The sequence below is a fragment of the Bradyrhizobium sp. BWC-3-1 genome, from assembly GCF_032917965.1.
Lineage (GTDB): Bacteria > Pseudomonadota > Alphaproteobacteria > Rhizobiales > Xanthobacteraceae > Bradyrhizobium > Bradyrhizobium canariense_D.
The window spans coordinates 8629354-8656003 of sequence record NZ_CP136625.1; the positions used below are offsets into that span (position 1 = coordinate 8629354).

General features: G+C 64.6%; 26 protein-coding genes and 1 pseudogene. 14 read left to right on the plus strand and 13 right to left on the minus strand.

Translation table 11 applies throughout. The features are described 5' to 3' along the window. Positions 1-20: 20 nt before the first annotated feature. From RX329_RS41185 to RX329_RS41210, 6 genes and pseudogenes are all read left to right on the plus strand, one after another. Entirely contained in the window at positions 21-896 is an 876-nt protein-coding gene (locus RX329_RS41185; RefSeq protein ID WP_026233056.1) for a hypothetical protein, read from the plus strand. A gap of 316 nt (positions 897-1212) precedes the next feature. Then, positions 1213-2190, plus strand: a pseudogene (locus RX329_RS41190) (PAS-domain containing protein); the annotation flags it as partial. Positions 2191-2374: 184 nt separating this feature from the next. Beyond that, a complete protein-coding gene (locus RX329_RS41195) occupies positions 2375-3988 on the plus strand; it encodes a putative bifunctional diguanylate cyclase/phosphodiesterase (protein WP_240543367.1) in 1614 nt (537 codons plus the stop codon). Between the two features lie 205 nt (positions 3989-4193). Next, entirely contained in the window at positions 4194-5171 is a 978-nt protein-coding gene (locus RX329_RS41200; RefSeq protein WP_085349787.1) for a tripartite tricarboxylate transporter substrate binding protein, read from the plus strand. Between the two features lie 154 nt (positions 5172-5325). Further along, positions 5326-5811 (plus strand): tripartite tricarboxylate transporter TctB family protein, encoded by a 486-nt coding sequence (locus RX329_RS41205; protein ID WP_085349786.1) that lies wholly within the window; start codon positions 5326-5328, stop codon positions 5809-5811. 4 nt (positions 5812-5815) lie between these two features. Further along, positions 5816-7324: a tripartite tricarboxylate transporter permease gene (locus RX329_RS41210; protein ID WP_085361932.1), complete on the plus strand. Its 1509-nt coding sequence runs from the start codon at positions 5816-5818 to the stop codon at positions 7322-7324. A gap of 16 nt (positions 7325-7340) precedes the next feature. Here RX329_RS41210 and RX329_RS41215 read toward each other — a convergent pair whose 3' ends face one another. After that, positions 7341-9035, minus strand: a complete 1695-nt coding sequence (locus RX329_RS41215; RefSeq protein WP_085385514.1) for a bifunctional diguanylate cyclase/phosphodiesterase — start codon at positions 9033-9035, stop codon at positions 7341-7343. Between the two features lie 220 nt (positions 9036-9255). Between RX329_RS41215 and RX329_RS41220 the strand changes: the two genes are divergently transcribed. Continuing rightward, entirely contained in the window at positions 9256-9516 is a 261-nt protein-coding gene (locus RX329_RS41220) for a hypothetical protein (protein ID WP_085385569.1), read from the plus strand. 1 nt (position 9517) lies between these two features. Here the strand turns inward: RX329_RS41220 and RX329_RS41225 are convergent, their stop codons facing one another. The 3 genes from RX329_RS41225 to mtgA all read right to left on the minus strand — a co-directional run bounded on the left by RX329_RS41225 (position 9518) and on the right by mtgA (position 11328). Further along, the gene (locus RX329_RS41225; protein WP_026233053.1) at positions 9518-10159 is read right to left on the minus strand and encodes a hypothetical protein; all 642 of its coding nucleotides are present in this window, start codon (positions 10157-10159) and stop codon (positions 9518-9520) included. Between the two features lie 143 nt (positions 10160-10302). Then, on the minus strand, positions 10303-10485 hold the full coding sequence (gene rpmF / locus RX329_RS41230) for a 50S ribosomal protein L32 (protein ID WP_007598106.1): 183 nt from the start codon (positions 10483-10485) through the stop codon (positions 10303-10305). Positions 10486-10653: 168 nt separating this feature from the next. Then, complete coding sequence (gene mtgA, locus RX329_RS41235) at positions 10654-11328, minus strand: monofunctional biosynthetic peptidoglycan transglycosylase (RefSeq protein WP_085385516.1); 675 nt, start codon at positions 11326-11328, stop codon at positions 10654-10656. A 160-nt stretch (positions 11329-11488) separates the two neighbouring features. Between mtgA and RX329_RS41240 the strand changes: the two genes are divergently transcribed. Both RX329_RS41240 and RX329_RS41245 read left to right on the plus strand, forming a co-directional pair. Then, positions 11489-12412, plus strand: coding sequence for a polyprenyl synthetase family protein (locus RX329_RS41240; RefSeq protein WP_085361935.1), 924 nt, complete (start codon positions 11489-11491; stop codon positions 12410-12412). A 7-nt stretch (positions 12413-12419) separates the two neighbouring features. Beyond that, on the plus strand, positions 12420-13112 hold the full coding sequence (locus RX329_RS41245) for a DUF1345 domain-containing protein (RefSeq protein ID WP_317245440.1): 693 nt from the start codon (positions 12420-12422) through the stop codon (positions 13110-13112). Between the two features lie 16 nt (positions 13113-13128). Here the strand turns inward: RX329_RS41245 and RX329_RS41250 are convergent, their stop codons facing one another. Continuing rightward, complete coding sequence (locus RX329_RS41250) at positions 13129-14961, minus strand: caspase domain-containing protein (protein ID WP_085361936.1); 1833 nt, start codon at positions 14959-14961, stop codon at positions 13129-13131. A gap of 179 nt (positions 14962-15140) precedes the next feature. After that, on the minus strand, positions 15141-15569 hold the full coding sequence (locus RX329_RS41255) for a GFA family protein (RefSeq protein ID WP_018455918.1): 429 nt from the start codon (positions 15567-15569) through the stop codon (positions 15141-15143). A 91-nt stretch (positions 15570-15660) separates the two neighbouring features. On the opposite strand from RX329_RS41255, the gene RX329_RS41260 reads away from it, so the two are divergent. The 3 genes from RX329_RS41260 (at position 15661) to RX329_RS41270 (ending at position 18745) form a co-directional block, all read left to right on the plus strand. Further along, positions 15661-16035: a nuclear transport factor 2 family protein gene (locus RX329_RS41260; protein WP_007598116.1), complete on the plus strand. Its 375-nt coding sequence runs from the start codon at positions 15661-15663 to the stop codon at positions 16033-16035. 184 nt (positions 16036-16219) lie between these two features. Further along, on the plus strand, positions 16220-17089 hold the full coding sequence (gene bla / locus RX329_RS41265) for a class A beta-lactamase (protein ID WP_085362047.1): 870 nt from the start codon (positions 16220-16222) through the stop codon (positions 17087-17089). A gap of 48 nt (positions 17090-17137) precedes the next feature. After that, entirely contained in the window at positions 17138-18745 is a 1608-nt protein-coding gene (locus RX329_RS41270) for a Na+/H+ antiporter (protein WP_317245441.1), read from the plus strand. 26 nt (positions 18746-18771) lie between these two features. Here RX329_RS41270 and RX329_RS41275 read toward each other — a convergent pair whose 3' ends face one another. From RX329_RS41275 to RX329_RS41305, 7 genes are all read right to left on the minus strand, one after another. Continuing rightward, a complete protein-coding gene (locus RX329_RS41275) occupies positions 18772-19593 on the minus strand; it encodes an N-acetylmuramoyl-L-alanine amidase (protein WP_317245442.1) in 822 nt (273 codons plus the stop codon). Between the two features lie 3 nt (positions 19594-19596). Then, positions 19597-19803: a hypothetical protein gene (locus tag RX329_RS41280; protein WP_240543368.1), complete on the minus strand. Its 207-nt coding sequence runs from the start codon at positions 19801-19803 to the stop codon at positions 19597-19599. Beyond that, a complete protein-coding gene (locus RX329_RS41285; RefSeq protein WP_240543369.1) occupies positions 19782-20933 on the minus strand; it encodes a Rieske 2Fe-2S domain-containing protein in 1152 nt (383 codons plus the stop codon). The genes RX329_RS41280 and RX329_RS41285 overlap by 22 nt, the downstream gene beginning before the upstream one ends. 86 nt (positions 20934-21019) lie before the next feature. Further along, positions 21020-21916, minus strand: coding sequence for a TauD/TfdA dioxygenase family protein (locus RX329_RS41290; protein WP_085361938.1), 897 nt, complete (start codon positions 21914-21916; stop codon positions 21020-21022). A gap of 147 nt (positions 21917-22063) precedes the next feature. Further along, a complete protein-coding gene (ispG, locus tag RX329_RS41295) occupies positions 22064-23347 on the minus strand; it encodes a flavodoxin-dependent (E)-4-hydroxy-3-methylbut-2-enyl-diphosphate synthase (protein ID WP_018455912.1) in 1284 nt (427 codons plus the stop codon). Between the two features lie 12 nt (positions 23348-23359). Beyond that, complete coding sequence (locus RX329_RS41300) at positions 23360-24313, minus strand: DMT family transporter (RefSeq protein ID WP_007615962.1); 954 nt, start codon at positions 24311-24313, stop codon at positions 23360-23362. A gap of 35 nt (positions 24314-24348) precedes the next feature. Continuing rightward, the gene (locus RX329_RS41305; RefSeq protein ID WP_085349774.1) at positions 24349-24843 is read right to left on the minus strand and encodes a Fur family transcriptional regulator; all 495 of its coding nucleotides are present in this window, start codon (positions 24841-24843) and stop codon (positions 24349-24351) included. Positions 24844-25000: 157 nt separating this feature from the next. Between RX329_RS41305 and RX329_RS41310 the strand changes: the two genes are divergently transcribed. Together RX329_RS41310 and RX329_RS41315 are read left to right on the plus strand one after the other, a co-directional pair. Continuing rightward, positions 25001-25483, plus strand: coding sequence for a MarR family winged helix-turn-helix transcriptional regulator (locus RX329_RS41310; RefSeq protein WP_026233050.1), 483 nt, complete (start codon positions 25001-25003; stop codon positions 25481-25483). Continuing rightward, on the plus strand, positions 25476-26648 hold the full coding sequence (locus RX329_RS41315; RefSeq protein WP_085349773.1) for an HlyD family secretion protein: 1173 nt from the start codon (positions 25476-25478) through the stop codon (positions 26646-26648). Before RX329_RS41310 ends, RX329_RS41315 begins: the two co-directional genes overlap by 8 nt. The last annotated feature ends 2 nt before the right edge of the window (positions 26649-26650 follow it).

A 26650-nucleotide genomic window follows, 5' to 3' on the forward strand; every position in this document is an offset into this window, starting at 1 on the left:
TTTCCACGGGAAAGACGAGCGTGATCCACACCAAGGTCCGATGCCGCGAGATCACCGAGTCCGACGTCGATGCGGTCGCGGACTTGCTGACGCGCGGCTTCGTCGGGCGCTCGCGCGGCTATTGGATCCAAGGCCTGCGCCGGCAAGCCTTCCGACCGGTACCGGATGGCTACCCGCGCTTCGGCTACATGCTCGACAATGACGGCACGCCGGTCGGCGTGCTGCTGCTGATCTACACGGCGCGGAGGGACGGCGATGAGACCGCCATCCAGTGCAATTTGTCGAGCTGGTACGTCGATCCGGCCTACCGCAACTACGCCCCGCTCCTGACCAAGATCGCGCAGCGGCACAAGGACGTCACCTATCTCAACATCAGCCCGGCGCCGTGGACCTGGCCGATCATCGAGACGCAGGGCTTTCGCGCCTATTGCAGGGGTATATTCTTCTCCGTGCCTGCGCTGGCGCGCGTCCCACGCTGGAGCAAGATCGAGGTCATCTCGCAGCACGCCAAAACGATCGACGGGCTTTCCGATGCCGAGACCGAGCTCTTGACGCGGCATGCGCGCTACAATTGCCTCAGCCTCGTCTGCCGCACGCCGAAGGGAGCGTTCCCCTTCATCCTGCAACCGGTGCGCATCCGCCGTGGCATCATTGCGCCGCCCGCGATGAAGCTGATCTACTGCCGCAACGCGGCCGAGTACACCGAATGCGCGGGCCGCATCGGCCGGCTGCTGCTGCGGCTCGGCAAGATCGCGGTCGCCGTCGATTCCAACGGCTCCGTTCCCGGCCTCGTCGGCATCTACACCGAGCGTCGCGGCCGCAAATATTTCAAGGGCCCGCACCGGCCGCAGCTCGCCGATCTCACGGATACGGAACTCGTGCTGTACGGGCCGTAGGCCCGTTTGGACCAGACATTCGATGTCCATCCGGGCCTAAGGCGCAATTGCGCAGGCCGACCGGCGCGACGCTACCTTGCACCCCCCTCCACATTGGCAGCATCTCTGCATCACGGTCACCCTCCGTAAACTACGGCGCTTAAGGGAATTTTCCCGCCTGTTCGCTAGCCTCGGCGGCTGAATTGCCCTGCGTTAAGTCTATTGCCCGCCGAGACCCCGCCGCCCCATGACGTCGATCCGCGACAACGAGCTTGATGCACGCCGCGAGCAGGGCCCGAAGGCCCTGGTCGGGCTGAGCCAGCTTGCACTCGACCACATGGAACAGGGTGTCTGCGTCTACGATGCCGGCAACCGGATCGTGCTGGTCAATCAGCGCTATCTCAGCCTGTTCAACATGTCGGCCGAAATCGTGCGGGTCGGCACGAGCTACCGCGACGTGCTCGCCCACAGTGTGGCCCTCGGCAACATCCCCGCGGGGGAAGTCGACGCACTCTATGCCGCGCGCATGGCGCGGATCGCAGCCGGCCAGCCGTTCCGGACTCAACAGACACTCGCGAGCGGCCTCGTCATGGCGCTCGAGCTGAAGCCGCTTCCCGGCGGCGGCTGGATGACGATCTGCGACGACGTCAGCCGCCTCGCCCGGCTCGAGGCGGAGCTGCGCGTGCAGACCGAGCGCAGCCAGCACGCGCTCGCCAACATGGCGCACGGCTTGATCATGTACGATGCCGACAGCCGCGTCGTCGTCTGCAACGAACGTTTCCTGAATCTCTATAACCTCGACCCGGAAATCGTGAAGCCGGGCGTCTCGCATTGTACGGTCATCGAGCATTGGATGTCGCGCGGCAACCTGCCGGGCATGCCGGGCGAGGAATTCCACGACACCAGGCTGGAGGACGTGCGCACCAGGAAGGAGAAAACCCTGCTGGTGATGCGCTATGACGGACGGATGGTGCAGGTGGTTTCCCGTTTTCTGCCCGACGGCGGCTGGGTGACGGTGCACGAAGACGTCACCGAGCGGCTGCAATACGAGGAGATGCTGAGGCACCAGAACTTCATGCTCGATGCGGCGTTGGAGAACATGGCGCACGGACTCGCCTTCTACGACAGCGAGATGCGCCTGCGCGTCTGCAACACCACCTACCGGAAGATCTATCGGCTCTCGCCGGAGGAAGCCAAGCCGGGCACGCATCTCGGCGAACTGATCGAACGCTCGATGGCAAACGGCGCGTTCTCTTCCGAGTATAGCCCGCGACACCTCCTGGAGGCCGCCAGCGCAAGGATCGCTGACCGCAACTCCTCGCCGATACGCCGACGGATGTCGAACGGCACCACGATCTCCGTGCGCTTGCGCCCTGGCCGAGGGTGGTTTTGTGGCCACCTACGAGGACATCACCGAGCGCGAGCACGCAGTCGAGGAGCTGAGCGAGCAGTATCGGCGCTTCGACGCGGCCCTGAACAACATGAGCCAGGGCCTGTGCATGCTCGATTCGAGCTTGCGCGTCATTGTCTGCAATCGGCGCTACATCGAGATGTACGGACTGTCACCCGAATTGGTGAAGCCGGGTGTGTCGATGCGCGAGATCATGGAGCACAGCTGCGAGCTCGGCATCCATCCAAACACCACCGCCGCGCGGCTCTATGCCGACTATGTCGAGAGGCTGCGCGAGGGCGAGCACACACTGCACCGCTATTTGGGCGACGGCCGCATCATCAAGCTCAATCACAAGCGAATGGAGCATGGCGGCTGGGTCGTCACCTATGAGGACGTTACCGAGCGCCACAAGGCCCAGGCCCGCGTTGCGCATATGGCGCGGCACGATTCGCTCACCGACCTGCCCAACCGCACGCTGTTCCGCGAGAAGATGGGCGAGGGGCTGAACCAGGTCGCAATCGCAGGTGGCGCGATGGCCGTGCTGTGCTTCGATCTCGACAATTTCAAGACCGTCAACGACCGCCTCGGACACGCGGCCGGCGACCGGCTGTTGCGCTGGGTCGCGGCGCGGCTGCAGGAGAATGTCGGCGAGCACGACACCGTCGCGCGGCTCGGTGGCGACGAGTTCGCGGTTCTCCAGCGCGGACCGCAGCCGCAATCGGCGGAAAGGCTCGCACGCCGCCTGGTGGAGATCATCGGTCACCCGCCGCCGCTGGAGAACCAGTCGATCCATGTCGGCGTCTCCGTCGGCATCGCAATCGCTCCCGATCACGGGCTCGATGCCGACGAGCTGATGAAATGCGCCGACCTCGCGCTGTACGAGGCCAAGGCCAAGGGGCGCGGCGCCTATCAGCTGTTCGAGCCCAAAATGGAGGAAGAGGCGCGCAGCCGGCACGCGCTCGAGCACGATCTGCGCGGCGCGCTGGAGGCCCGTGAATTCCACCTGGCGTTCCAACCGCAGGTGCGGCTCGACACCACCGAACTTACCGGCTTCGAGGCGCTGCTGCGCTGGAAACATCCCTCGCGCGGCCTCGTCCCGCCGGCCGAATTCATTCCGATTGCGGAAGAGAACGGGCTGATCGTTCCGATCGGAGAGTGGGTGCTGCGCACAGCCTGCGCGACCGCCGCGACCTGGCCCGATCTCACGGTCGCGGTGAACCTGTCGCCGGTGCAGTTCCGATCGCGCGGGCTGGTGACGATGGTGACGAGCGCGCTTGCGGAGGCCGGCCTGCCGCCGCATCGGCTCGAGCTCGAGGTCACCGAGACGGCGCTGCTCGACGACAGCGAGGCGACGATCGAGATCCTGCACCAGCTGCGCGCGTTGGGGGTGCGCGTCAGCCTCGACGATTTCGGGGTCGGCTATTCTTCTCTGAGCTATTTGCGCAAGTTTCCGTTCGATCGCATCAAGATCGACCGCTCCTTCGTCGGCACGCTCGGCGAAAGCCCGGAGAGCGTGGCGATCGTCCGCACCATCGCCAGCCTCGGCTCGGTGCTCGGCGTCGAGACCACGGCGGAAGGCGTCGAGACGATCGAACAACTCGACTTCGTCCGCGAATGCGGCTGCACCGCCGTGCAGGGATATTATTTCGGCAAGCCCTCGCCGGCCGCGGAGGTCGGACGCATGATCGAGACGCTGAGCGCAGTCCGCCGTGTGGCGTAAGGGCTCAGCCGAGAGCCAAATTCCGTATCTCGGCACGCCTCCAAACGACCAATTGTCGCATGTGCGCTTTTCGGCGGGATCACCGTATCGCCCCTGCGGGGCCGCCGCGCAATGCGCTTTTCTTCTCCCATGATTTCGGGGACAATCCCGTCATAACAATGAGAAACGGCGGTCCGAACGAGGCCACCGCGAGGGAGGAGTTTCGATGTCGCGATACGGGCTGAAGACCTTTGCCATTGCCGCCATGCATGCCGTCGTGAGCGCGCTGCTCGCAACCGCCGCGGGTGCACAGGATTATCCCACCAAACCGGTGACGCTGATCGTTCCATGGCCGGCCGGCGGATCGACCGACATCTCGATGCGCGCGATCGCCGACAGCGCGTCCAAGGTCCTGGGGCAGCCCATCGTGATCGACAACAAAGCCGGTGGCGGCGGTACGGTTGGACCGGCCACCATGGCCGCGGCTGCGAAGCCGGACGGCTACACCATCTCACAGCTTCCGATCACCGTCTTCCGCCTGCCCCTGATGCAGGAGGTGTCGTGGGATCCGGCAAAGGATTTTACCTACATCATACATCTCACCGGCTACACCTTCGGCGTAACCACCAGCGCGGAGTCGCAATTCAAGTCCTGGAAAGACGTGGTCGAGTTCGCGAAGGCAAATCCGGGCAAGGTGACCTACGCGACGCCCGGCACCGGCACCTCGCTTCATATCGGCATGGAGCAGATCGCCGCGATGTCCGGCATCAAGCTCACGCAGGTGCCGTTCAAGGGCGGGGCAGAGACCAACGCCGCGGTACTCGGCCAGCACACCATGCTGCAGGCCGACTCCACCGGTTGGCGACCCTTGGTCGACGCCGGCAAGCTGAAGCTTCTCATGGTGTGGACCGGCGCGCGATCACCGAACTATCCTGACGTGCCGACGCTGAAGGAACTCGGCTATCCCATGGTCTATGATTCCCCGTTCGGCATCGCCGGCCCCAAGGGCATGGATCCCAAGATCGTCGCCAAGCTGCACGACGCCTTCAAGAAGGCAGTCGAGGATCCCGCAGTGATTGCCACGCTCGCCAAATACGACATGGTGCCGAGCTACAAGAATACCGAGGACTACAAGAAGTTCGTCGTCGAGGTCACGGAATCGGAGCGCAAGGTGATCGATACGCTCGGGCTTGCGAAGAAGTAGTATTGAGCCACTTTCGTGTTCCGGGCGTGGTGCAGCGCTTCTCCAGCGCTGCACCACAGAGCCGGGATCTACCTTTGCCACGCATCTATCGATCCCGGATCTGCAGCGCACCGCTTCGCGCCGCATAGCGTCCCGGCACGGCCGAGAGGTATTGATGAACGACCAAACCACCGTCAAACTCCGCCTCAACAACTCCGAACTCTGGGGTGGGTTGATCGGGCTCGCACTCGGCGGCTTCGTGATCTGGCAAGGCTTAAAGCTCAAGCTCGGCACCATCAACGACCCTGGCTCCGGCTACGTGCTTTTCTACACGGGCATCCTGATGTGCGTGTTCGCGGCCAGCATTATCATCTCGGCCATCACCGAGGGCGGACCAACGCTGGCTTCGCGCTGGCAGAACGTGAGCTGGAGCAAGCCGTTACTCGTCATCGTCTGCCTTACCGCGTTTTCTTTTGCCCTTGAGCCGCTGGGATTCCTACTGTCATCGATCCCGCTCATGCTGCTTTTGTTGCGCTTGATCGATCCCTTGCGGTGGACATTGGCGATGCCGATCGCCGCTCTGGCACCGCTCGGCATGTGGTGGATGCTCAAGCGACTGCTGCTGATCCAGTTACCCTCCGGCCTATTCGGGATCGGCTGATCGCATGGATACGCTTCTCAACGTCGCGCATGGGTTTGGCGTCGCTCTCCTGCCGATCAACCTGCTCTACTGCTTCATCGGCGTCTTCATCGGCACGCTGGTCGGCGTGCTGCCGGGCATCGGGCCGATCTCGGCGATGTCTCTGTTGCTTCCGGTGACACTGTCAGGAACGCCGGAATCCGGCATCATCATGATGGCGGGAATCTATTACGGCTCGATGTATGGCGGCTCGACGACCTCAATCCTGGTCAACATTCCCGGCGAGGCGGCTTCCGTCGTGACCTGTATTGACGGCCACCAGATGGCGAAGCAGGGTCGTGCCGGCCCCGCGCTGGGCATCTCAGCCTTCGGCTCGTTCATCGCCGGCACATTTTCACTCGTTGCACTGATGCTGGTGGCGCCTCGGCTCGCCAACATCGCCATCGCGTTCGGCCCTGCCGAATATTTCAGCCTGATGGTGCTCGGCCTCGTCGTGCTCACCTTCCTCACGCAGGGATCGATGCCGAAAGCGCTTCTGATGGCATGTATCGGCGTCGTGCTCGGACTGATCGGGCTCGACAGCATCACCGCGCAGCCGCGGCTGACATTCGGCCGCATGGAGCTGATCGACGGCATAGGACTGGTCCCCGTCGTGATGGGCCTGTTCGGCGTCGCCGAGGTGCTGCTCAATACCGAGCAGGTGATCAAACGCGACATCATCAACGCCAAAATCACGCAGCTGCTGCCCAACAAGGCCGATTGGCAGGCGAGCGCCGGCCCGGTGGCGCGCGGCACGTTACTTGGCTTCCTGCTCGGCATTCTCCCGGGCGGCGGCGCGGTAGTGGCCTCGTTCGCGTCCTATGCGCTGGAGAAGCGGCTGTCGAAGACGCCGGAGCGCTTCGGCTATGGCGCAATCGAGGGCGTAGCGGGTCCCGAATCCGCCAACAACGCGGCGGCCGGCGGCGCGTTCATTCCGCTGATGACCTTGGGCATCCCCCCAAATGTGGTGATGGCGCTGCTGCTCGGCGCCTTCGTCATCCACGGCCTGCAACCGGGACCGCTGCTGATCACGCAAAACCCGGGCCTGTTCTGGGGCATCGTCGCCAGCATGTATATCGGCAACGTCATGCTGCTGATCCTCAATCTGCCGCTGATCGGCATGTGGGTGCAGCTGCTCAAGCTGCCCTACAACATCCTGTTCCCGCTGATCATCCTGTTCACGATCCTGGGCGTCTACTGCTCCAGCAACAATGTGTTCGACGTCTACGTGATGATCGCATTCGGCATCGTCGGCTATTTCATGCGCAAGCTCGGCTTCGAGCCCGCGCCGCTGGTGCTGGCGTTCGTGCTGGGACCGATGATGGAGAACAATCTGCGCAAGTCGCTGATCCTGTCGCAGGGCGACCTCTGGACCTTCGTGCAGCGGCCGATCTCGGCAGCGTGTCTTGCGCTCGCGCTGGTGCTGCTGATGGCGCCGCTATTACCCGCGCTGCGTAAGAAGCGCGAGCTCGTGGCGCTGGATGAGGGCGCGTGAGGGATTGGCAGGTGTCTCAGCCTGCCGCGGGCAGCACGTTATCCGGCGGCGCGCCCCAGGGGCGGTCGGCTGAGGCGAGCCCGATCAGGCGGCCCTGGATGTAGTCGCAGCCCCAGTCGCGCAGCATGTTCGCAGCTTCTTCGTCCTGCACCCATTCGGCCACCGTCTTGATGTCGAGGCGGCGGGCGAGGTCGATCAGGGTCTGCACGAAGGCGCGGTCGTCGGCGGAACGGGTAATGTTCTGCACGAAGGCACCGTCGATCTTCACGATGTCCACGCCCAGCTTGCGCAGATTGCGGAACGAGGTGTAGCCGGCGCCGAAATCGTCGATGGCGATGCGGCTGCCGAAATTCTTCAGCCGGGTGACGAAGCCGCGCACATCGTCGATGTCCTGGATCGCGACGGTTTCGGTGATCTCGACGATCAGCCGCTCGGCGACGCCGGGATGGGCACGCATCAGCGATTCGATTCCCGCCCACCAATCCGGATCCATGGTGGTGTCGGGCGAGATGTTGAGGCTGAGGCAGATGTCCGGCGCGGCCGCGAGCTCGGCGACCACGAGCTCGAGCACCCGGTGATCGACCAGGCGGATCAGGCCGAGGCGTTCCGCAACCGGCACGATGTCGGGCGCGAGCAGCACCTGGCCCTCGCCCTGGTCCATCCGCACCAGGCATTCGTGAAAGGCGCAGTCGCGCGAAAGGGCGGCAACTACCGGCTCATAGGCAAGCTTGATGCGGCGCTCATTCAGTGCGGTGACGATCTCGTCGGTGACGCGGATGTTGACGCGGCGCTGGGCGTCGCGCGCGGCATCCGGGCGCCAGGCTGCGAACGAGCCGACGCGGCGTTGTTTCGCTGTGTCCAGGGTCTCGTGGGCGCGATTGACGGCTTCATCGGCGTTGCGGGCATAGCGCGGCACGCTGACCGCGCCGATCGAGGCGGTGACCGACACCGGTCCGGATTTGGTCGGCACCACCTCGTCGCGAATGCCGGCGAGGAAACGTTCGGCAGCCACGTTCATGTCATCGACGGTGCAGTTCTTCAGGATCAGGCCGAACTTGTTGCCGGAGAAGCGGCCGAGCACGTCGCCGCCGCGCAAGCGCGCGCGAATGCGCGTGGCGACGTCGAGGATCACGGCGTCGGCAACGTCGAAGCCGAAGGCCTCGTTGACACGCGCGAGATGATCGATGCCGACCAGCATGAAGGCCGCGGTCGAGCGGAAACGGGTCGTCTCCTCGATGGCCTCGGCCAGCGCGGCGATCAGATGCGAGCGATTGAGCTCGCCGGTCAGCGGATCGAGCCGGGCCAGCTTCGTCAGTTCCTCGTCGCGGGCATGGCGTTCATTGTTGATGCGGACGGAGCCGATCGCACGCACCGGGCGGCCGTCGGGGCCGGCGAACCAGCGGCCGGTCTCCTCGATCCAGACCATGGGATCGGCGGCGCTCATGCGCACGCCGTACTCGACCCGGTAGGGCGTGCCGTCGGCGCCATGCACGGCGGAGGTCTGTGCCAGCGCGGCGGTCCGCATTGATTGCGCGGGCTCGATCAGCCTGGCGAATTCGGCGCCGGTGGCCAGCCGTTCGGCGGGAATTCCGGGAAAGATGGCGCTGACCTGCTCACCCCAGACGATGGCATCGCTGGCGATGTCCCAGGCGAACACGGCCTGGCCGAGGGCAGCCAGGATGTCGGAGGCTTGCGGCAATGCGGGGGTCAAAATCGCCTCGTTTCGGGACAGCGGGGAGTCCTGAGCCGGCACAGGATAAAGCCAGATTCGCCATTGACCCTAGGCAAAGTTGATAAACAATTTGGAAACCACGTTTCCTCGCTCGCAGGAACCGAAGCGGCTCACCCGGCATAGGCCTTGCGAGTACATGACACGCACCGGCGCCAGCGTCTCGAAACGCGACAATCTAGGCCGGTCAACGGTGATTGCGATGTTGAGTACTGGTCAACGGGACGTGGCGGACAACGGCACAGGCTCGGCCCTGGTGCCGCTGATGCCGGTTTTGCAGTGGGTCCACAAGGCCCCGCTGCCACGCCCCGATCCCAGCTTCGTCGCCCAGCTCATCGCCAATGCCGAGCATCTGCCCCAGGCGAGCCGGCTCCGCCGCGCGTCTTCCGAGGATGCGCAGGTCGCCTATGGCAGCAAGCGCCCGCTTCCGAGCGTTAGCGCGCGCACGCGGCAGGTGGCTTGAATCAGCGCGGCGCGTCGGGAGACGGCTGGGTGCCGTTGCCCGGCTGCAAATGCGGCGAGGGAATTTCCGGCGAGGGCGCACTCACAGGCTTCGGCGCCGGGTGATCCATCAGCACGGATTCGGCGACCGATTGTGCCGTGGGCGCGGGCGGCTCCGCCGGAGCTGGTCGCGGAGCGGACACTGGCTCGAACTTGGGCTCGAACTCATCCGCCGGCGTCTCGGCCTGGCGCTTGGTCTTGCGGGGCGCCGGCACCGTCGTTTCGGCGACATAAGCGACGCGGCGGCGGGTGCGCTGGGCGATGCCGCCCAGGAAATCTGCCATCGCGAGCAGCACCAGAAGGAAATAGGTGGAGTTGCCGAATTTCGGCCACATCACGAATTCGGCCGCAGCCGCGCCGAACACGATCAGCGACAGCAGATGATCCATCAGGAATTTCGAGCCGGGCCGCGCGCCCTTGACCACTTCGAGCAGCAGCAGCACGATACCTAGCGCGAGCATCACGTCGGCGAGCGTGACCGGCCAGGCCTCGCCCGTGATCATCGGCACTTTGAACAGCACGTCCGCAAAGGACACGCTCGGCATCAGGAATGCGATGATGTTGTAGACCGCGAGCGGGATCAGGAGCAGCGGGAAACCGACCATCGGCGAAATGCCTTCTCGATCAAGATATCCAGACAGGACAATGCGGCGGCGATGCATTCGCTCCGCCGCCGTCACTGTCATATCTCATGGGTTGGCCGAAATCAGGCAGGCCCGATCGTCCTGCCCACAGAAAGGTCCCGAACTCAGGACTCTTTCTTCTTCAGGACCTGACGGCCCTTGTACATGCCAGTCTTGAGGTCGAGATGGTGCGGACGACGCAGTTCGCCGGAATCCTTGTCTTCCACATAGGTCGGCTTCTTGATGGCGTCTGCCGAGCGGCGCATGCCACGACGGGACGGCGAGGTTTTTCTTCTCGGAACGGCCATTTCAATATCCTCTAGGGATTGGTGTTTTGGGGCATCGTCCGCGAGGGGACGGCTCAGCACCCGCAAACCGAGGCGAGCTGAATGCCGGTCAAGGCCGGGCTTATAGAGGAAGGCCTGCCTTAAATCTAGGGCTCTGGGCTGGAAAATGCGCCCGAAAAGGACCGGAAATCAGCGGTTCTCCCGCCAGCAGGTCGAAAGCGAGCTCGCCTGCGCTCGCACCACATAGGTCCCGGCCAGCCGCCGGACACCCGGTCCCGGCGTCCTGGCGCTGCGTTTGACCGGATTCGGCAGGATGGAGGCCAGAAGCGCGGCCTCCCGGGGGGAGAGGTTCGCTGCCGACTTGCCGAAGGCATAGGCGCTGGCGGCCTCGGCCCCAAACTGGCTCTGCGGGCCGAGCTCGGCGACGTTGAGGTAAATCTCCAGGATCCGTGCCTTGGGCAGGACGAGATCGATCCACAGCGCCAACGGGAATTCCAGCGCCTTGCGGACGAAGTCCCGCCCCTGCCAGAGGAACAGGTTTTTCGCCACCTGCTGGGTGATGGTGGAAGCGCCCCGGAACGGGGTGCCGTCCTCCTTCGCATCGTCGATCGCCTCACGCAGCGCACCCCAGTCGATGCCGTGATGCTTGCAGAAATGGGCGTCCTCGGCCGCCACCACCGAGCGTGGCAGCGAGGGCGACATCGCTGCCAGATCGATCCATTCCCGCTGCATCGGCGCACCCCGCAGCGAGCGCCAGATCATCAGCGTCGAAACGGGATGGCCGGCACGGTAGAACGGCGCGACGACATAGGGCGCGAGAGCCGCGACCGCGAGCACCAGGAGAAGGGTTTTGACGACGCGCAAATCAACCTTTCCGGCGCAGAACGAAACGCGGCCACGGGCCCGGCATTAAGTCTGTGATAATTCGGGCCTTTTCCAGCACTTTTTAGGCCTTCCAAACGATTGACTGAGGCGGGCGCATAAAGGATTGTCCCGCCGAATTTTAGTTCTGGAGCCCTTCTTGATGACCGGCACGTCCCCGTCCGATTTCGCCAAACGTCTGGACAAGACCGCTGATGACACCGAGGCCCTGCTCGGGCGCCTGCTGTCGGACGACATCCTGCCCGATGAGATCGCCCGGCCCAAGCGACTGATGGACGCAATGCGCTATTCGAGCCTCAACGGCGGCAAGCGCCTCCGGCCCTTCCTGGTGGTCGAGAGCGCGGCCGTGTTCGGCGTGTCCCGCGAAGCCGCGCTGCTCGTCGGTGCGGCGCTCGAATGCATCCACTGCTATTCGCTGATCCATGACGATCTGCCGGCGATGGACAATTCGGACCTGCGCCGCGGCCGCCCGACCCTGCACAAGAAGACCGACGACGCGACCGCGATCCTCGCCGGCGACGGCCTCCTGACACTCGCCTTCGACATCATCACCCGCGACGAGATTCATCGCGACGCCAATGTGAGGCTTTTGCTGACCCGCGCACTCGCGCGCTGCGCCGGCATCGGCGGCATGGTCGGCGGCCAGATTCTCGACCTCGCCGGCGAAGGCCGATTTGGCGGCAACGAGCCGATCGACGTCGCCCGCATTCAGCAGATGAAGACCGGCGCGCTGCTGCGCTACGGCTGCATCGCCGGCGCGATCCTCGGCCAGGCCTCGCAAAAGGAATATCAGGCGCTCGACGATTACGGCCGCGCGCTCGGCGAAGCCTTCCAGATCGCCGACGACCTGCTCGACGTCGAAGGCGATGCCGCCGCGCTCGGCAAGCCTGCCGGCGCTGATGCAGCGCTCGGCAAGACCACCTTCGTCACCCAGCTCGGCATCGAAGGCGCCAAGCAGCGCGTGCGCGATCTGCTCGCGCGCGCCGACAGCGCCGTGTCGATCTTCGGCGAACGGGCCGCCGTGCTGCAAGCGGCTGCGCGGTTCGTGGCCGAACGGAAGAGCTGATAGCGCGATGGAGGGCGGCAGCAAGGAAGACCCCGCCCTCGCCCGCTTTCGCAAGATGTCGCGGCCGATGCGGCTGATTTATGCGCGTCCGCGGACGTTCATGTCGCTTGCCGTTGGTATTCTCGTCTGCCTGCTCATCCCGGGTTCGCACCGGCTGGTCACGCGGCTTCTGTTCGGCTGGGATGCGTTGATCGCCGTTTATCTGGTGCTGGTCTACGCGATGATGCTGTGCAACGACCACCAGCACATCCGCCGCGCCGCAGCGATGCAGGACGACGGTCGCTTCGTGATCCTGCTGGTGACGGCGATCGGCGCCTTCGCCAGCATCGCCGCGATCGTCTCCGAGCTTGGAACGCCGCATCGCGGCGGCCTGGAGCTGAGCATCGCAATCACCACCATCGTATTGTCATGGGCCGCCGTGCACACAATCTTCGCTCTGCATTACGCGCATGATTATTACCGGCACGCCACGCCGGGCGGCCTTCAGTTTCCCAGCGGCGACAAGGAAGACCACGCAGATTACTGGGACTTCGTCTATTTCTCGTTCGTGATCGGCATGACCGCGCAGGTCTCCGATGTCGGCATCTCCGACAAGACCATCCGCCGCACCGCCACCGCGCACGGCATCGTCTCATTCATCTACAACACGGCCTTGCTGGCGCTGACGGTCAACATCGCGGCGAGCGCGATCTCGACCTGAACTCATTTCCGCAATCCTAGTTACAGACCTCGGCATTGCCATCGTTGCCCGGGCCGCCGCCGCCGCGATATTCGAGATGGCAGCCGCGGTTGACCGCACGACAGCCACTGTTGTTGCAGAATAGCTGTCCGCCACTCGAGCGGCGGCTGGCGCCAGCGGCAGCAGCGATGCCCGCAGCGCCACCAAAGCCGCCGGCCGCTCCGGCAGCCTCACCGCCGGCCTGACGACGCTGCCGTGCGGGACGCTCGTCGCCGTCGTCCCGCTTGGCGGTCGCAGGCTTGGCGGTCGCAGGCTTGGCGGCACGCTGCTTCTCGCACTCGTTGTCGTCGTTGAGCGCATAGCCATCACGGCAGACGATCTTGGTGCATTTGTCGCCGTCGGTCTTGAAGCCGTGCTCGCAAACCAGCGGACAGACGCGCGACTGTTTCGACTTGACCGTGTCGAGTGCATCGGTGCTCGCCACCTTCACGTCGAGCTTGGTGCCGGCATAACGGTTGAACTGCGATAACGACCGCTGCGCGGATGTCGTCCAGTTGCCGTCGGCGGCGCCGGAGAAGCAGCCGACGCGGCCGAGCTCGGTCTGTACCGAGCGGCTGAGATCGGCCGGCGCGATGGCCGGCGTCAGCGAGGCGACGTTGGTGCCGGCGGGGCCCGCCGTGCTGGCGGGCGCTGCACTCGGCGCCGCGGCGGCGAGATTGACGCGCTGCTGCTCGGCAGCGGCCGCCTGCTGCTGCGCCTGCTCCTTGGCCTTTTGCGCCGCAAGCTGTATCTGCTCGGCGGCCTCCGCATCGGCGGCTGCCTTGGCCTGCGTATCCTTCTGCGCGCCAAGTGCGGCAAGACGATCGCGCTCGGCCTCGGCCTGTTTCGCCTTCTCGGTGGCCGCCGCATGAGCCTGCTCGGCGCCGATTTTCTCGAGTTGCAGCTTGGCAAGGCTCGCATAGAAGCCGTCGGGATGCTGGGCGAGAAAGGCCTCCCACGCCGGCCGGTTGCCGACCTGGAGCGCGAGCTCGTAATCGCGGCGGATGTCGGCCTGAGGGTTGGGCGCGGGCGCAGCGGCAGCCCCAGCGGTCACCTTGACCGGCACCAGCGGCACGTCCTCGCCGCCGAGCGAGCCATAGACGAACGGCTCCTGCTTATTACCTGTCGACTTGAGCACGTCGTCGCGCACGAAGCCGAAGGCACGGCGGACGTCGAGGCCGGGCCTCGTCAGATGCTTCGACAGCGCCACCGTAAAGGGGCTGTTCGCACCGTCGCCATCCTGCGCCGTGAAACCGGCCTTGGCCGAATAGGCGATCAGCGTGTTCGAGCTGGTCGGCTCGACCTGGGCGAGGCCGCGGCCGACGCCTCGCGAGGCGATCGTGCGCTTCATGGTCTTGCCGAACGGATTGTCACGGCAGGCATCCAGGATCACCAGGCGAAGCTGCTTGGCCGGTTCGACCGCGACCAGGACGCGGTCGAGGGAGAGCGCCTCGTCAAAGACGTCGGTGTCACGCTCCAGCTTGGCGTCGACAGGGATCAGATAGTTCGAGCCTTCGACCTCGAGGCCGTGGCCGGCATAATAGACCACGGCGATATCGGCATCGCGGGTCCGGTCGGCGAATTCGCGCAGCACACGCCGGGTTTCCTGCGCCGTCAGGTCGTGCCGGGAATCGACGATGTCGAACCCGGCCTCCTTCAGCGTCCGGGCCATCACCGAACCGTCATTGACGGGGTTCGTCAGCGACGGCGCATGCTGATAGGCGGAGTTGGCGATCACGAGCGCGACGCGCTTTCCGGCGAAAGCAGGCCCGGCGCCGAATAGCAGCGCGACGGCGAGGAGGACTGGGCAAAGTCTGAGCAATTTGCGCATGACACGACTTCCGATTTCGGGGCGGTTCGCGCCCTTTGGGACGGCTTTAGCAGGGTCCGTCGCGGACGCTTGTAACGGAGGTCACGAAGATGGCGCCGGCGGCAAGCCGAAAGGTCCCCTTTGTTCGTCGCGCCAGTCCGGCCGCGGTTCGCCGCCAAACAGGTGCGCAGCAGGTTCCCTCAGACATCCCCGATGTGGCCCCGATATTGCGGCAGATTATCCGTAATCTCGTGCCAGGGCGCCTTCGACCCCACGAAAATGTGGGCGCTCGGTCGGATCGAGGGGGCATCGACCAGGGTTCCCATGGCGACGTGGACCCATTTTCCGTCGCGCACCCGGGAATAAAGCAACGAGCCGCAGCGGGCGCAGTGGGCGTCGTGGGTGGTTTCGTCACCGTAGATGGTGAGCTGGTTCTCGCCTCTGACGATGCGGAGCTTGCCCTGCTCGATGCCGGCGAACGGCTTGAAGGCAGCGCCGGTGGTGCGGCGGCAATTCGAGCAATGGCAGTTCATCGCATAGGAGAACGCGTCCGCTACCTCGTAGCGCACGGCGCGGCAGCAGCATTCGCCGATCAGGAAGGGAGCGTTCGAATTCTCTGATCCGGTCATCACAGCGTCCCAGCAAATGGTACGGACACCATAGCGCATTTTGACGTGTACGACTAAGTTCGCCCTGAGCCATCATTCAAAGGGATGACCCATGAGCCAGAACCGTTCGAGCGTCGAAGCCGTCGTGCAATCTTACTTCGACGGACTTTACGAGGGTGATGCCGAAAAGCTCGGCGCCATCTTCCATCCCTCCGCCGATTTGCGCTGGGTCGAGAAGGGCGAGCTGCAGGTGCTGACCGTGCCGGACTGGCTCGACCGCGTGCGCAAGCGCCCCTCCGGCAAGGCCGAAGGCAAGCCGCGCGAGGATTTCATCGTCACGATTGACCGTTCGGACGACAAGACCGCCTTCATCAAGGTCCGATGCCAACTGCCGCCGCGTTTTTTCACGGACTATCTGGTGGCTATGAAGCTCGCCGATGGCTGGCAGATCGTATCGAAGTCTTACCGGTATGATCTGCGAGAGTGAGGGCTTCCGCTGCCCGAAATCGGGCACACTCGTCCCACATCCTCCGTCATTGCGAGCGCAGCGAAGCTAGCCAGAGTCTTTCCGCGGAGGAAGACCGGATTGCTTCGCTGCGCTCGCAATGACGATGCGGATGGAGTGCATGCCGCATCTCTCCTCCGCCCCCGTCTCGCTCAAAAGGTCCACCATGCTTCTCGACCGCCGTTCGCTGCTCGCCTCGCTGTACTGGATCGCCGCCTCCCCCGCGCTCGCCGCAGACGCGCAGCCTGAGCTCGAAACCTATGAGCGCGAGAGTGGCGGCCGGATCGGGGTCTATGCCGAGAACCTCGCGACCGGCGCAAGGCTCGCCTGGCGCGCCGACGAACGGTTCGTCATGTGCTCGACATTCAAGGCTTCGCTGGCGGCTTGCGTCCTGGCGCGGGTCGATCGTGGCGAGGATCAGCTTGCGGCCATGATCCCGTACGGCAAGGCCGACCTGCTGGAGTACGCACCGGTTGCCAAGCAGAACATTGCCGCCGGCGCAATGTCGGTCACCGAGATGTGCAAGGCGATCGTCGAGCTCAGCGACAACACCTGCGCCAATTTATTGCTGGCGCGGATCGGCGGTCCCGCCGCACTCACCGCGTTCTGGCGGTCGCTCGGCGACACCACCTCGCGGCTCGACCACAACGAGCCCGAGCTCAACCGCTCACCGCCCGGCGATCCCCGCGACACCACGACGCCGGCGGCGATGGCAGGCAATCTGCGCCGGCTGCTCACGGGCGAGGCGCTGTCGGCCACCTCGCGTGCGCAGCTCACGGAGTGGCTAGTGGGCTGCAAGACCGGTGCAAACCGGCTGCGTGGCGGGCTCCCCGCAAGCTGGAAGATCGGCGACAAGACCGGCAACAACGGCAAGGACGCCTCGGGCGACATCGCGGTGGCCTGGCCCAAGCCCGATACGAAGCCCGATGCACCGATCCTGATCGCGACCTATACCCAGGGCGGCACGCCGAGCGCGGCGCAGATCGAAGCCGTGTTCGCACGCATCGGCCGCATCGTGGCCGAGCGGCTGGCGTGAGCCGCACGCATTGACCTTGCGGCCGCTTCCGGGTGAAGACAGACCATCATGGAAGCGAAATTTCAGACCTTTCTCATCCTGCTCGCCGTGCTGGCGGGCACCGCGCTTGTCGCGCGCCGCTTCAACATCGCGCCCGCCATTCTGCTGATGCTCTCAGGTGTCGGCCTTGCCTTCGTGCCGGGCATGCCAGCGGTCGAACTGCCGCCGGAACTGGTGCTGCTGATGGTGCTGCCGCCGCTGATCTACTCGGCGAGCGTCGCGATGAGCTGGCGCGAGTTCAAAAAGAATCTTCGCCCGATCGTGCTGCTGGCGGTCGGTGCGGTGATCTTCACCGCGGCGTTGGTCGCAACCGCCACGCATTATTTCATCGGCCTGCCCTGGACGATCGGCTTCCTGCTCGGCGCCATCGTCGCGCCGCCCGACGTGGTGGCGCCGCTCGCGATCGCGCGCCGGCTGCATCTGCCGCGCAGGCTGATGGTCATCCTCGAAGGCGAAGGGCTCGCGAATGATGCCACCGCTCTGATCCTCTACCGCTTCGCGCTCGCCGCAATCATGGTCGGGCAATTCTCGCTGCCTCTGGCAGGCGGCGAGTTCTTGCTCATCGTCGCCGGCGAGATCGCCTTCGGCATCGGCGTCGGTTGGCTCTCCCTGCGGTTCCGCAAATGGTCGGGAGACCCGCAGGTCGAGCTGACACTGTCGCTGATCACGCCCTACGTGTCCTACTGGCTGCCCGAGCATCTCGGCGGCTCCGGCGTGATCGCCACCGTCGCCTGTGGCCTCTATGTGAGCTGGAATGGCCCGCTGCTGATCTCGGCATCGACGCGCCTGCAAGGCATCTTCTTCTGGGACCTCGTGATCTATCTGATCGAGGGCTTGCTGTTCCTGCTCACCGGATTCCAGATGCGCGCACTCTACGAGAAATCGAAGGCGTTCCCGCTCGACGACATCATGATTGCGACTGCCGTGGTGCTGGCGGTGGTCGTGATCGCGCGCTTCGCCTGGCTCTATCCCGCGACCTATCTGCCACGAATGCTCAGCAAGTCGCTGCGTGCGCGCGATCCGTCACCACCATGGCAATGGCCGTTCGTGCTTGCGTTCACCGGCGTGCGCGGCGCGGTGTCGCTGGCGGCAGCACTGGCGCTGCCGTTCACGCTGCCGGGCGGCGAGGCCTTCCCGTTTCGCGACCTGATCCTGTTCGTCGCGTTCGGCGTCATCGTCATCACACTGATCGGCGTCGGCCTCACGCTGCCCCCCGTGGTTCGTTGGCTCGGTGTCGCGGAAGCCGGTCGCAACGAGCATGCCGCCGAGCACGAGGCCGAGATCGCGGCACGGCGCCAGGCCCTCGACGCGGCGCTAAAGTCGCTCGACGCGCTGACCGAGGAAAAGGACGTGTCCGACGAGGTGATGCGGCTCCTGCGCGCCCGCCACGAGATCCGGGTCAACCAGCTGCCGGACTCGCTCGATCCCACCCACCACGACGTCTCCGCCGCCGGCACCGCCCTGACCCGCGGTCTGATCGCCACCGAGCGCAAGTTCATCCACGAGCTGCTGCGCGAGGGCCAGATCACCGACGAGACGCGGCGGCGGATCGAGCGCGATCTGGACCTGGAGGAGGCAAGCTTGGCAAACCGGGAGTACCGGGGAGGGCCGCTATAGATTCCCGTCATTGCTAGGGGCGCGAACTACCGCCTCTCGCAAAATTCCCTCATCGCCACCGCCACGGCGCCCGCAATGATCTCCTGCCGCTCCGGGGAGTTCATCGCCATCTCCTCGTCGCGGTTGATGATGGAGCCCGCTTCGAGCAGCACTGCGGCGCTGCGGGTCTGCGAGAGCACAACGAGCCCGTCATAGCGGTAGACGCCGACATCCTTGTCGAGCAATTGGCGCCGGTAGCGGCCCATCACCGGCAGGGTGTACTGGCTGGCATAGTGCAGGTCCTGCTGCTTCAGCTGCCTGCCGATCATCCGGGCCAGCATCAGGCTGGCGGCGAAGTGCGGATTCCGCTGCGACACGAACAGAGAGTGGCCCGAAAAGCGGTCGCTGAAATAGCTGTTCGCGCCGTCGAACTCCCAGCTCGCGAGCAGCTTGTCCGGCACCGAATCGTGATGGATCGACAGGAAGAGATCGGCCCGGGCGTCATTCGCGGTGCTGACGCGCTTGAACAGGCTCGGCCGCGCCTTGCCGTCCGTGACGAGCAACCGGGTCGCGGCAAAGCCTTCGGCCTTGAGCCTCGCCGTAATCAGACTTGCAAGCCGGAAGTTGAAGCCGAACTCCGTGTCGTTGCGCGCGCTCAACGCGCCGTAGGAGTCCGGGGTGTGCCCGACATCCACGAGGATCCGGAATTTCGACAGCTCACACTTGACCGGCGCGTGCGGCGGCTTGGGTTTCGCGATTTTCCGCGCGATAGCAGCATGACCAGAGTCTGCAGGCGCCAGCGACCATAGCAAGATCGACGCGACCAGCGTCGAGACGAGACTTGCGATGATGCTGCGCGGCTGTCCCAAGTACTACTCCGCTGCCGCTGTTCGCGGCCGGCCGACAAAGCCTGTGACGTCACCGAAACGCTCCAGCATCACCGCGGAAAGGTCCTTGGCCTTGCTGGTGACGCAGGCGCCCGAGCGCACGGCATAGCGATCCTGATGCGCGGCCTGCGGCGGCGGCTCGCCCTGCTGAAGCGCCCGCGCCAGCTCCATCACGACTTTCCGGAAATGCATGATACCGAGATCGGTCGGACCGAGATGCTCGCGGGTGCGTCGGCGATCGGGCCCTGGCTGTCCTGCACGGCCGCATCCTGTTCGGAGACGCCCTTGATGCCGGTGTAGCTCCTGGTCTTCTGCAGCTTGCGGTCGATCAGATAGTCGTTGCCCTTGTGGCGCAGCGGCACGTAATTGTCGCCAACCTCCGCGATCACGCCGTTGCCGCGGTCAAAGACGTCGCGCTCGGCTTGCGTCAGCGGCCGCTCCGGATTCCAGGCATAGGTGTAGATCCAGCAATTGGTGTCGGTGACGGGCACGAAAGTCTGCCCAAAGATGTTCTCACCCGGCATCGCGCTCGGGGCATAGGCGTGGAACGGCATCAGAAACTGCGCAATGCGCCAGTAGATGTTGTCGCCGCCGGTGAGCCGCCCGCCGGCGATGGTGAGGCCCGCCGCGTGCGGCGCGATCTTGATCACAGGACGCGGATCCTCCGCGATCCAGCGCATGTGATCGCTCGACATCCGCGCGATCGGATTCACGAAATGCTTCTTGATGTCCAGGATCTCGTTCTCCTCCTTGTCGAAGGAGAGATGGGCGAAGGTGAAATGCGCGGTGTCGATCGAGCCTTCCAACGCCTGCACCCAGTTGCAGTCCTGCCATTTCTTGCTGACATAGCGGTGCGAGGCCGGCAGCAGCGCCATTTCAAGATCGGGCAGCTCGGGCATCGCATCCGCGGGACCCATATAGGCCCAGATCATCTCGCCCCATTCGCGCGCCGGATAGGATTTGATACGGATGAGGTCTTTGGCATTGAGGTCGGGATAGGACGTCGGCATGTCGACGCAGCGGCCGTCGGTGTCGAACTTCCAGCCGTGATAGACACAGCGGATGCCGCATTCCTCGTTGCGCCCGAGCCAGAGATTGGCGCCGCGATGCGGGCAGTATTGATCGATGATTCCGACAACGCCGCGCGTATCGCGGAAGGCGAGCAGCTCCTCGCCGAGAACGATGATCTTCTTCGGCTCGCCGTCGGGTTCAGGGAGTTCTTCGGACAGCAGCACAGGAATCCAGAACCGGCGCAACAATTCGCCCATGCCCGTACCAGAGCCCGACTCGGTCAGGAATTTGTTGTCCTCGGCGCGGAGCATGGAAAATCCTCCCGACGGTCGTTGTTGCCGGCAAGATTGGCGCGGACGCGGGAAGACGTCAACGCGGAACGCGGCGCGCAGGCCGGTTAAACCGGCCGCTCCCCCTTCACCGTCACGCGCGTGCCGGAGCGCGTGTGCGGCCAGTAATCCCACATCGCGCGGTGCTGGGTGCAGCGGTTGTCCCAGAAGGCGATGGCATTCTCTGTCCAGCGAAAGCGGCACTGGAACAGCGGATTCTCGGCGTGCTGGTAGAGATAGGCAAGCATCGCCTCGCTCTCGTCGCGCGGGATGCCGTTGATGTGGCGGGTGAAGCCGCGGTTGACGTAGAGCGCCTTCTTGCCGGTGACCGGATGCGTGCGCACCACGGGATGCTCGGCACTCGGATAGGACGGGCGGTCGGCGACGCCGTAATTGGCGTAGAGCCCGCGATAGATCGGCTCGCCGTCATGCAACGCAGTCAGCCCGTCGAGATAGGCCTTCATCCGGTCCGACAGCGCCTCGTAGGCCGCATACATGTTGGCGAACAGCGTGTCGCCGCCGCGCGGCGGGCACTGCTTGATGTAGAGGATCGAGCCCATCGGCGGCTCGTGATCGCAGGACACGTCGGAATGCCAGCCCTCGCCATTGGCCCGCGGCGAATTCGCATCCGCATAGATCTTCATCAGGGCCGGGTCTTCATCCTCATGCGGCGCGGCGGGATGGAAATGCAGCTCACCGAACTTGCGGCCGAAGGCGAGATGCTGTTGTGGCGTGATGTGCTGGTCGCGGAAGAAGATGACGAGGTTTTCGGCAAGCGCGCGGTGGACCTCGTCCATCTGCCGGTTGGAGCGCGCATCGTCGGAGACAAGTTTGCCGATGTCGACGCCGGAGATCTCCGCGCCGATGATCGGGGTCAGCTTTTCGACCGCGATGGTCTCGTAAGGCGCGCCGTCGTCCATCGCGTGGCGATAGCGCGGGCCCTGCTTGCCGGCGAGTGAGCTCATGGCGTGTCTCCCGATGCATTCTTGCTTGGGAGCATCGTAGCAATGTATGGCGGCTTAGCGAAGCGTAACCCGCCACTTCGCGCCCACAAAAATAAGGCGGGTTACGCTTTCGCTAACCCGCCCTACGATTCCTGATCTGGAGCAGAACTATTCCGCCGCGGTCACCGGCACCTTGGCGCCCTGGCCGTAGCGCTGCTCGATGTAGTCGATCACGAGTGCTTTGAAGTCCGCGGAGATGGTCGGGCCGCGCAGGGTGCGGAACTTCTTGCCGTCGACGAACACCGGGGCAGCCGGCGCCTCGCCCGTACCCGGCAGCGAGATGCCGATATTGGCGTGCTTGGATTCGCCGGGGCCGTTGACGATGCAGCCCATCACCGCGACGTTGAGCTCTTCCACGCCGGGATATTTCGTCTTCCAGGTCGGCATCTCGTCGCGGATGAACCCCTGGATCGAGCTGGCCAGCTCCTGGAAGGTGGTCGAGGTGGTGCGGCCGCAGCCGGGGCACGCCGCAACCAGCGGCACGAAGGTGCGGAAGCCCATGGTCTGCAAGAGCTCCTGGCCGACCTGCACTTCGCGGGTGCGGTCGCCGCCGGGCTCCGGCGTCAGCGAGATGCGGATGGTGTCGCCGATGCCCTGCTGCAACAGGATGCCGAGCGCGGCCGAGGACGCCACGATGCCCTTGGTGCCCATGCCGGCCTCGGTCAGGCCGAGATGGATCGCGTAGTCGGAACGGCTGGCGAGATCCTGATAGACCGCGATCAGATCCTGCACGGCCGAGACTTTGGCCGAGAGGATGATGCGATTCTTCGGCATGCCGAGTTCCTCGGCGCGCGCGGCCGAGAGCAGCGCGGATTGCACCATGGCCTCGCGCGTCACCGCGCGCACGTCGCGCGGATCGGGGGAGGCGGCGTTCTCGTCCATCAGCTTGGTCAAGAGCTCCTGGTCGAGCGAGCCCCAATTGGCGCCGATGCGCACCGGCTTGTTGTTCTTGTTGGCGATCTCGATGATGTCGGCGAACTGGGTGTCGCGCTTGTCCTTGAAGCCGACATTGCCGGGATTGATGCGATATTTGGCGAGCGCCTCGGCGCAGGCCGGATAGGCGGCGAGCAGCTTGTGGCCGATATAGTGAAAGTCGCCGATCAGCGGCGTGGTGATGCCGCGCTTGAGCAGGCCGTCGCGGATGTGCGGGACGGCAGCGGCGGCCTCCTCGCGGTCCACGGTGATGCGGACCATTTCGGAGCCGGCGCGGGCGAGCGCTGCGACCTGGGCAATGGTGCCGTCGATATCGGCGGTGTCGGTGTTGGTCATTGACTGCACGACGATCGGGGCACCGCCGCCGACGGCAACGTCGCCGACCTTGACCTGGGTAGTCTTGTGCCGGGGCGCGGGGCCCGCGACGTCGGAATCGATGGTTTTTTCGAGCTTGTTCATGGCGTCCAAATATCAGGTTTTGGTGACGTTCAGCAATGCATCGCGCGGCGCCGCAGCGGATTGACTGGGACGGTTAACCAGAAAAAGCCCAGCAATGACAAGGACGGCGGCAGCCCCGAATGTCAGGTTCAGCGTGTCGTGCATGATGAAATAGCTACCCACCACGCCAAACAAAGGGGTGATGAAGGTAAAAGCCGACAATTTGCTGGCCGAATAGGTCTTCACCAGCGCGAACCAAAGCGTGAACGTGGTTCCCACGACCCAGATCGCCTGGAAGGCCATCAGGCCCAGCGACAGCGGCGACGGCGTGTGGGGGATGGTCTCCCCGAACAGCCAGGCGGCCAGCCCCAGGATCGGGATCGAGGTCGCGACCTGATAGCCCAGAGCCTTCTCGGGCGCCGCGAAGCGCAGCCGCGTGCCCTTGGCAACTAGCGTGGTCGCCGCCCACAGCGCGGCGCCGCCGACGATCATGAGATCGCCGAGCAGGACATGCGAATCGACGTTGGGCTGCGGCACGCCGATCGCGAGCGCGACACCGGCAAAGCTGATGGCGAGCCCCAGCCATTGCGTCCCACCAAGTCGCTCGCCGAGCACCTGGTAGGAGCCGAGCGCGACGAAGAACGGCGCGGTGTAGAGGAACACGACCGCCCGCGATGCTGGTGTGAACCGCAGGCCCTGGAAGATCAGCACGAACTCGATGCCGAACATCAGTCCGGCGATGACGCCGGGCTTCCAGGTGCCGTCGCGCTCGAAGAATTTAACGCCGCGCAAGCTGCCGATGATGAACAGCACCGGCAGCGCGCCCATCGAGCGGAACGTGGCCTGAAGCATCGGCGGAATGTCCGGCAGCACCAGCTTCACGGCGATCTGGTTGAACCCCCAGGTCAGGCACAGCATGAGCATCAGGGCGATGGCGCCGGCACTGAGGGGACGACCGGCGGACGGTATGGCTTGAGGTGAGGACATTTCTTCCTAAAAACCGGCTTTGCGCCGTTGTTGCTCTATGCGGCTTTCTGACAATGCGCACAAACGCCCGTGATTTCCACCACCGACAATTTGGGAGCGAAGCCTGAGCTGCGCGCGGCGGCGTTGAGGTCCTTGGCGAAGGATGCCGACGGAATCTCACCGACCAGGCCGCAGCGCTCGCAGATCAGGAACGTCACCGCCGAGATCGCGTCGTGGTCGTGAGCGGCGCAGGCGAGATAGGCGTTGCGGCTTTCGATCCGGTGCACGAGGCCGTTGGCCATCAGGAAATCGAGAGCACGATAGACCGTGATCGGCGCCGGCCGCTGCATCGATTTCGCCAGCTCGTCGATCACCTCATAGGCGCCGAGCGGCCGGTGGCTCGAGAGCAGCGCCCCCAGCACATGGCGGCGTATAGGCGTGAATTTCTGCGCGCGCTCTCCGCAGACGGCCTCGGCATGCGCCAGCGCATCCGCGGTGCAGCGGCCGTGATCGTGGTCGGGCGCGGGAAATGCCGGTCTTGCAAGGGTCATGCGATCGGCGTTCTAGCATTTCGAAAGGGGAACCCAAAGCAGGACCGGCGATGCGGCCAGCAGCCATGCTCGGCCTGCGGGACAGCGTCCCGCAAACCCGCCGTGAAATAATCATAAGCTTGCTTATTATATTCCAAGCTTATTGGAGACCAAGCTCATGAGCCCCGGACCCGTGGACCAGAATTTCCTGTTTACACTCGCCGAGCTCTACCGCCTGCTCCGGGTCTATGCCGACAAGGAAGCCTCGCGCTTCGGCATCACCCGCGCGCAATGGGCGGTGCTGGCCAAGGTCGAGCGCAGCGAAGGCATGAAGCAGTCGGAGCTTGCCGAGCTTCTCGAGGTGCAGCCGATCACGCTGACGCGCCTGATCGATAAACTCTGTGACAGCGACTGGATCGAGCGACGCAACGATCCTTCGGATCGCCGCGTCAAGCGGCTGTACCTGAAGAAGGCCGGGCGGCAGTTGCTCGGGCGGATGAGCGGGCTGAAGTCCGAGCTCACGGCCAACGCGCTCGACGGCATCACTCCGGCGGACGCCCATCGCCTCCTCACCCAACTCGAAACAATCAAGGAAAACGTGCGGTCCGCGATCCAGAGCAGCGGAGCGGAACAAGCGCGTAAGGAGCAACGCTATGGCTGATCAGGTTCTCAAGTTCCAGCCCGAGCAGAAAATCGACGGCGGCAAGCCCACCAAGAAAGCCGGCACCGATCCGCGCCGCCGCCTGGTGGCGGGCCTGCGCCGCTATCGCCGCGTGCTGCTCCTGGTTGTGCTGCCGCTCGTCGTCGCGGTTGCCGGCTTCACCTTCTATCTCAATGGCGGCCGTTACGTCGGCACTGATGACGCCTATGTCGGCGCGCAGAAAGTGCTGGTGACCCCTGATATCTCCGGCAAAATCCAGAAGGTCGTCGTCAAGGAAGGTCAGGTCGTCAAGCACGGCGACGAGTTGTTCGAGATCGACCCCGCTCCGTTCCGTCATGCGTTGGAAGAAGCCAAAGCGCAACTCGCCCAAGCCCGCATCACCTATGACAATCTTGTTGCCAACATCAAGATCTACGGTGACATGCTCAATCTTGCCCAGCAGGGCATGGACCTGAAGCAGCGCGACGTCGAACGCAAGCAGTCGCTGGTGAAGAACAATTACGGCTCGCAGCTCGATCTCGACAACGCGTCCAATGCACTGGTTACCGCCGGCGCGCAGGCGCAATACATCAAGCAGCAACTCTCCAATGCCAAGACCCAATTGCTGGGGAATCCCGAGTTGCCGCTGGAGCAATTCCCCGCCTACGCGCAAGCGAAAGCCAAGCTGGACGATGCCCAGCGCAACCTCGACCACACCGTGCTGCGCGCGCCGATGGATGGCGTGGCAACACAGGTCGAACAGATCCAGCTCGGCCGCTACGTCGCCGCCGGCACGCCGGTGTTCTCCATCATCGACGTGGCCCATCCCTGGGTCGACGCCAATCCGAAGGAGAGCGACCTCACCTACGTCACCGAAGGACAGCCGGTCACGCTCGAGGTCGACGCGTTCCCGAACCATACCTTCAAGGGCAAGATCGGCTCGCTCTCGCCCGGCACCGGCGCGCAATTCGCGATCCTGCCGCCGCAGAACGCCAGCGGCAATTTCGTCAAGGTGGTGCAGCGCGTGCCGATCCGCATCTATTTCGACGAGACCGACAAATACGTACGCAAGCTGAAGGCCGGCATGAGCGTTTACGCCACCATCGACACCGGCCACCAGCGCTCGCTCGCCGGTCTGCTCGGCCTGTCGGCGACCGCGAGCCAAGACAAAGATCAGGAGGACTAATC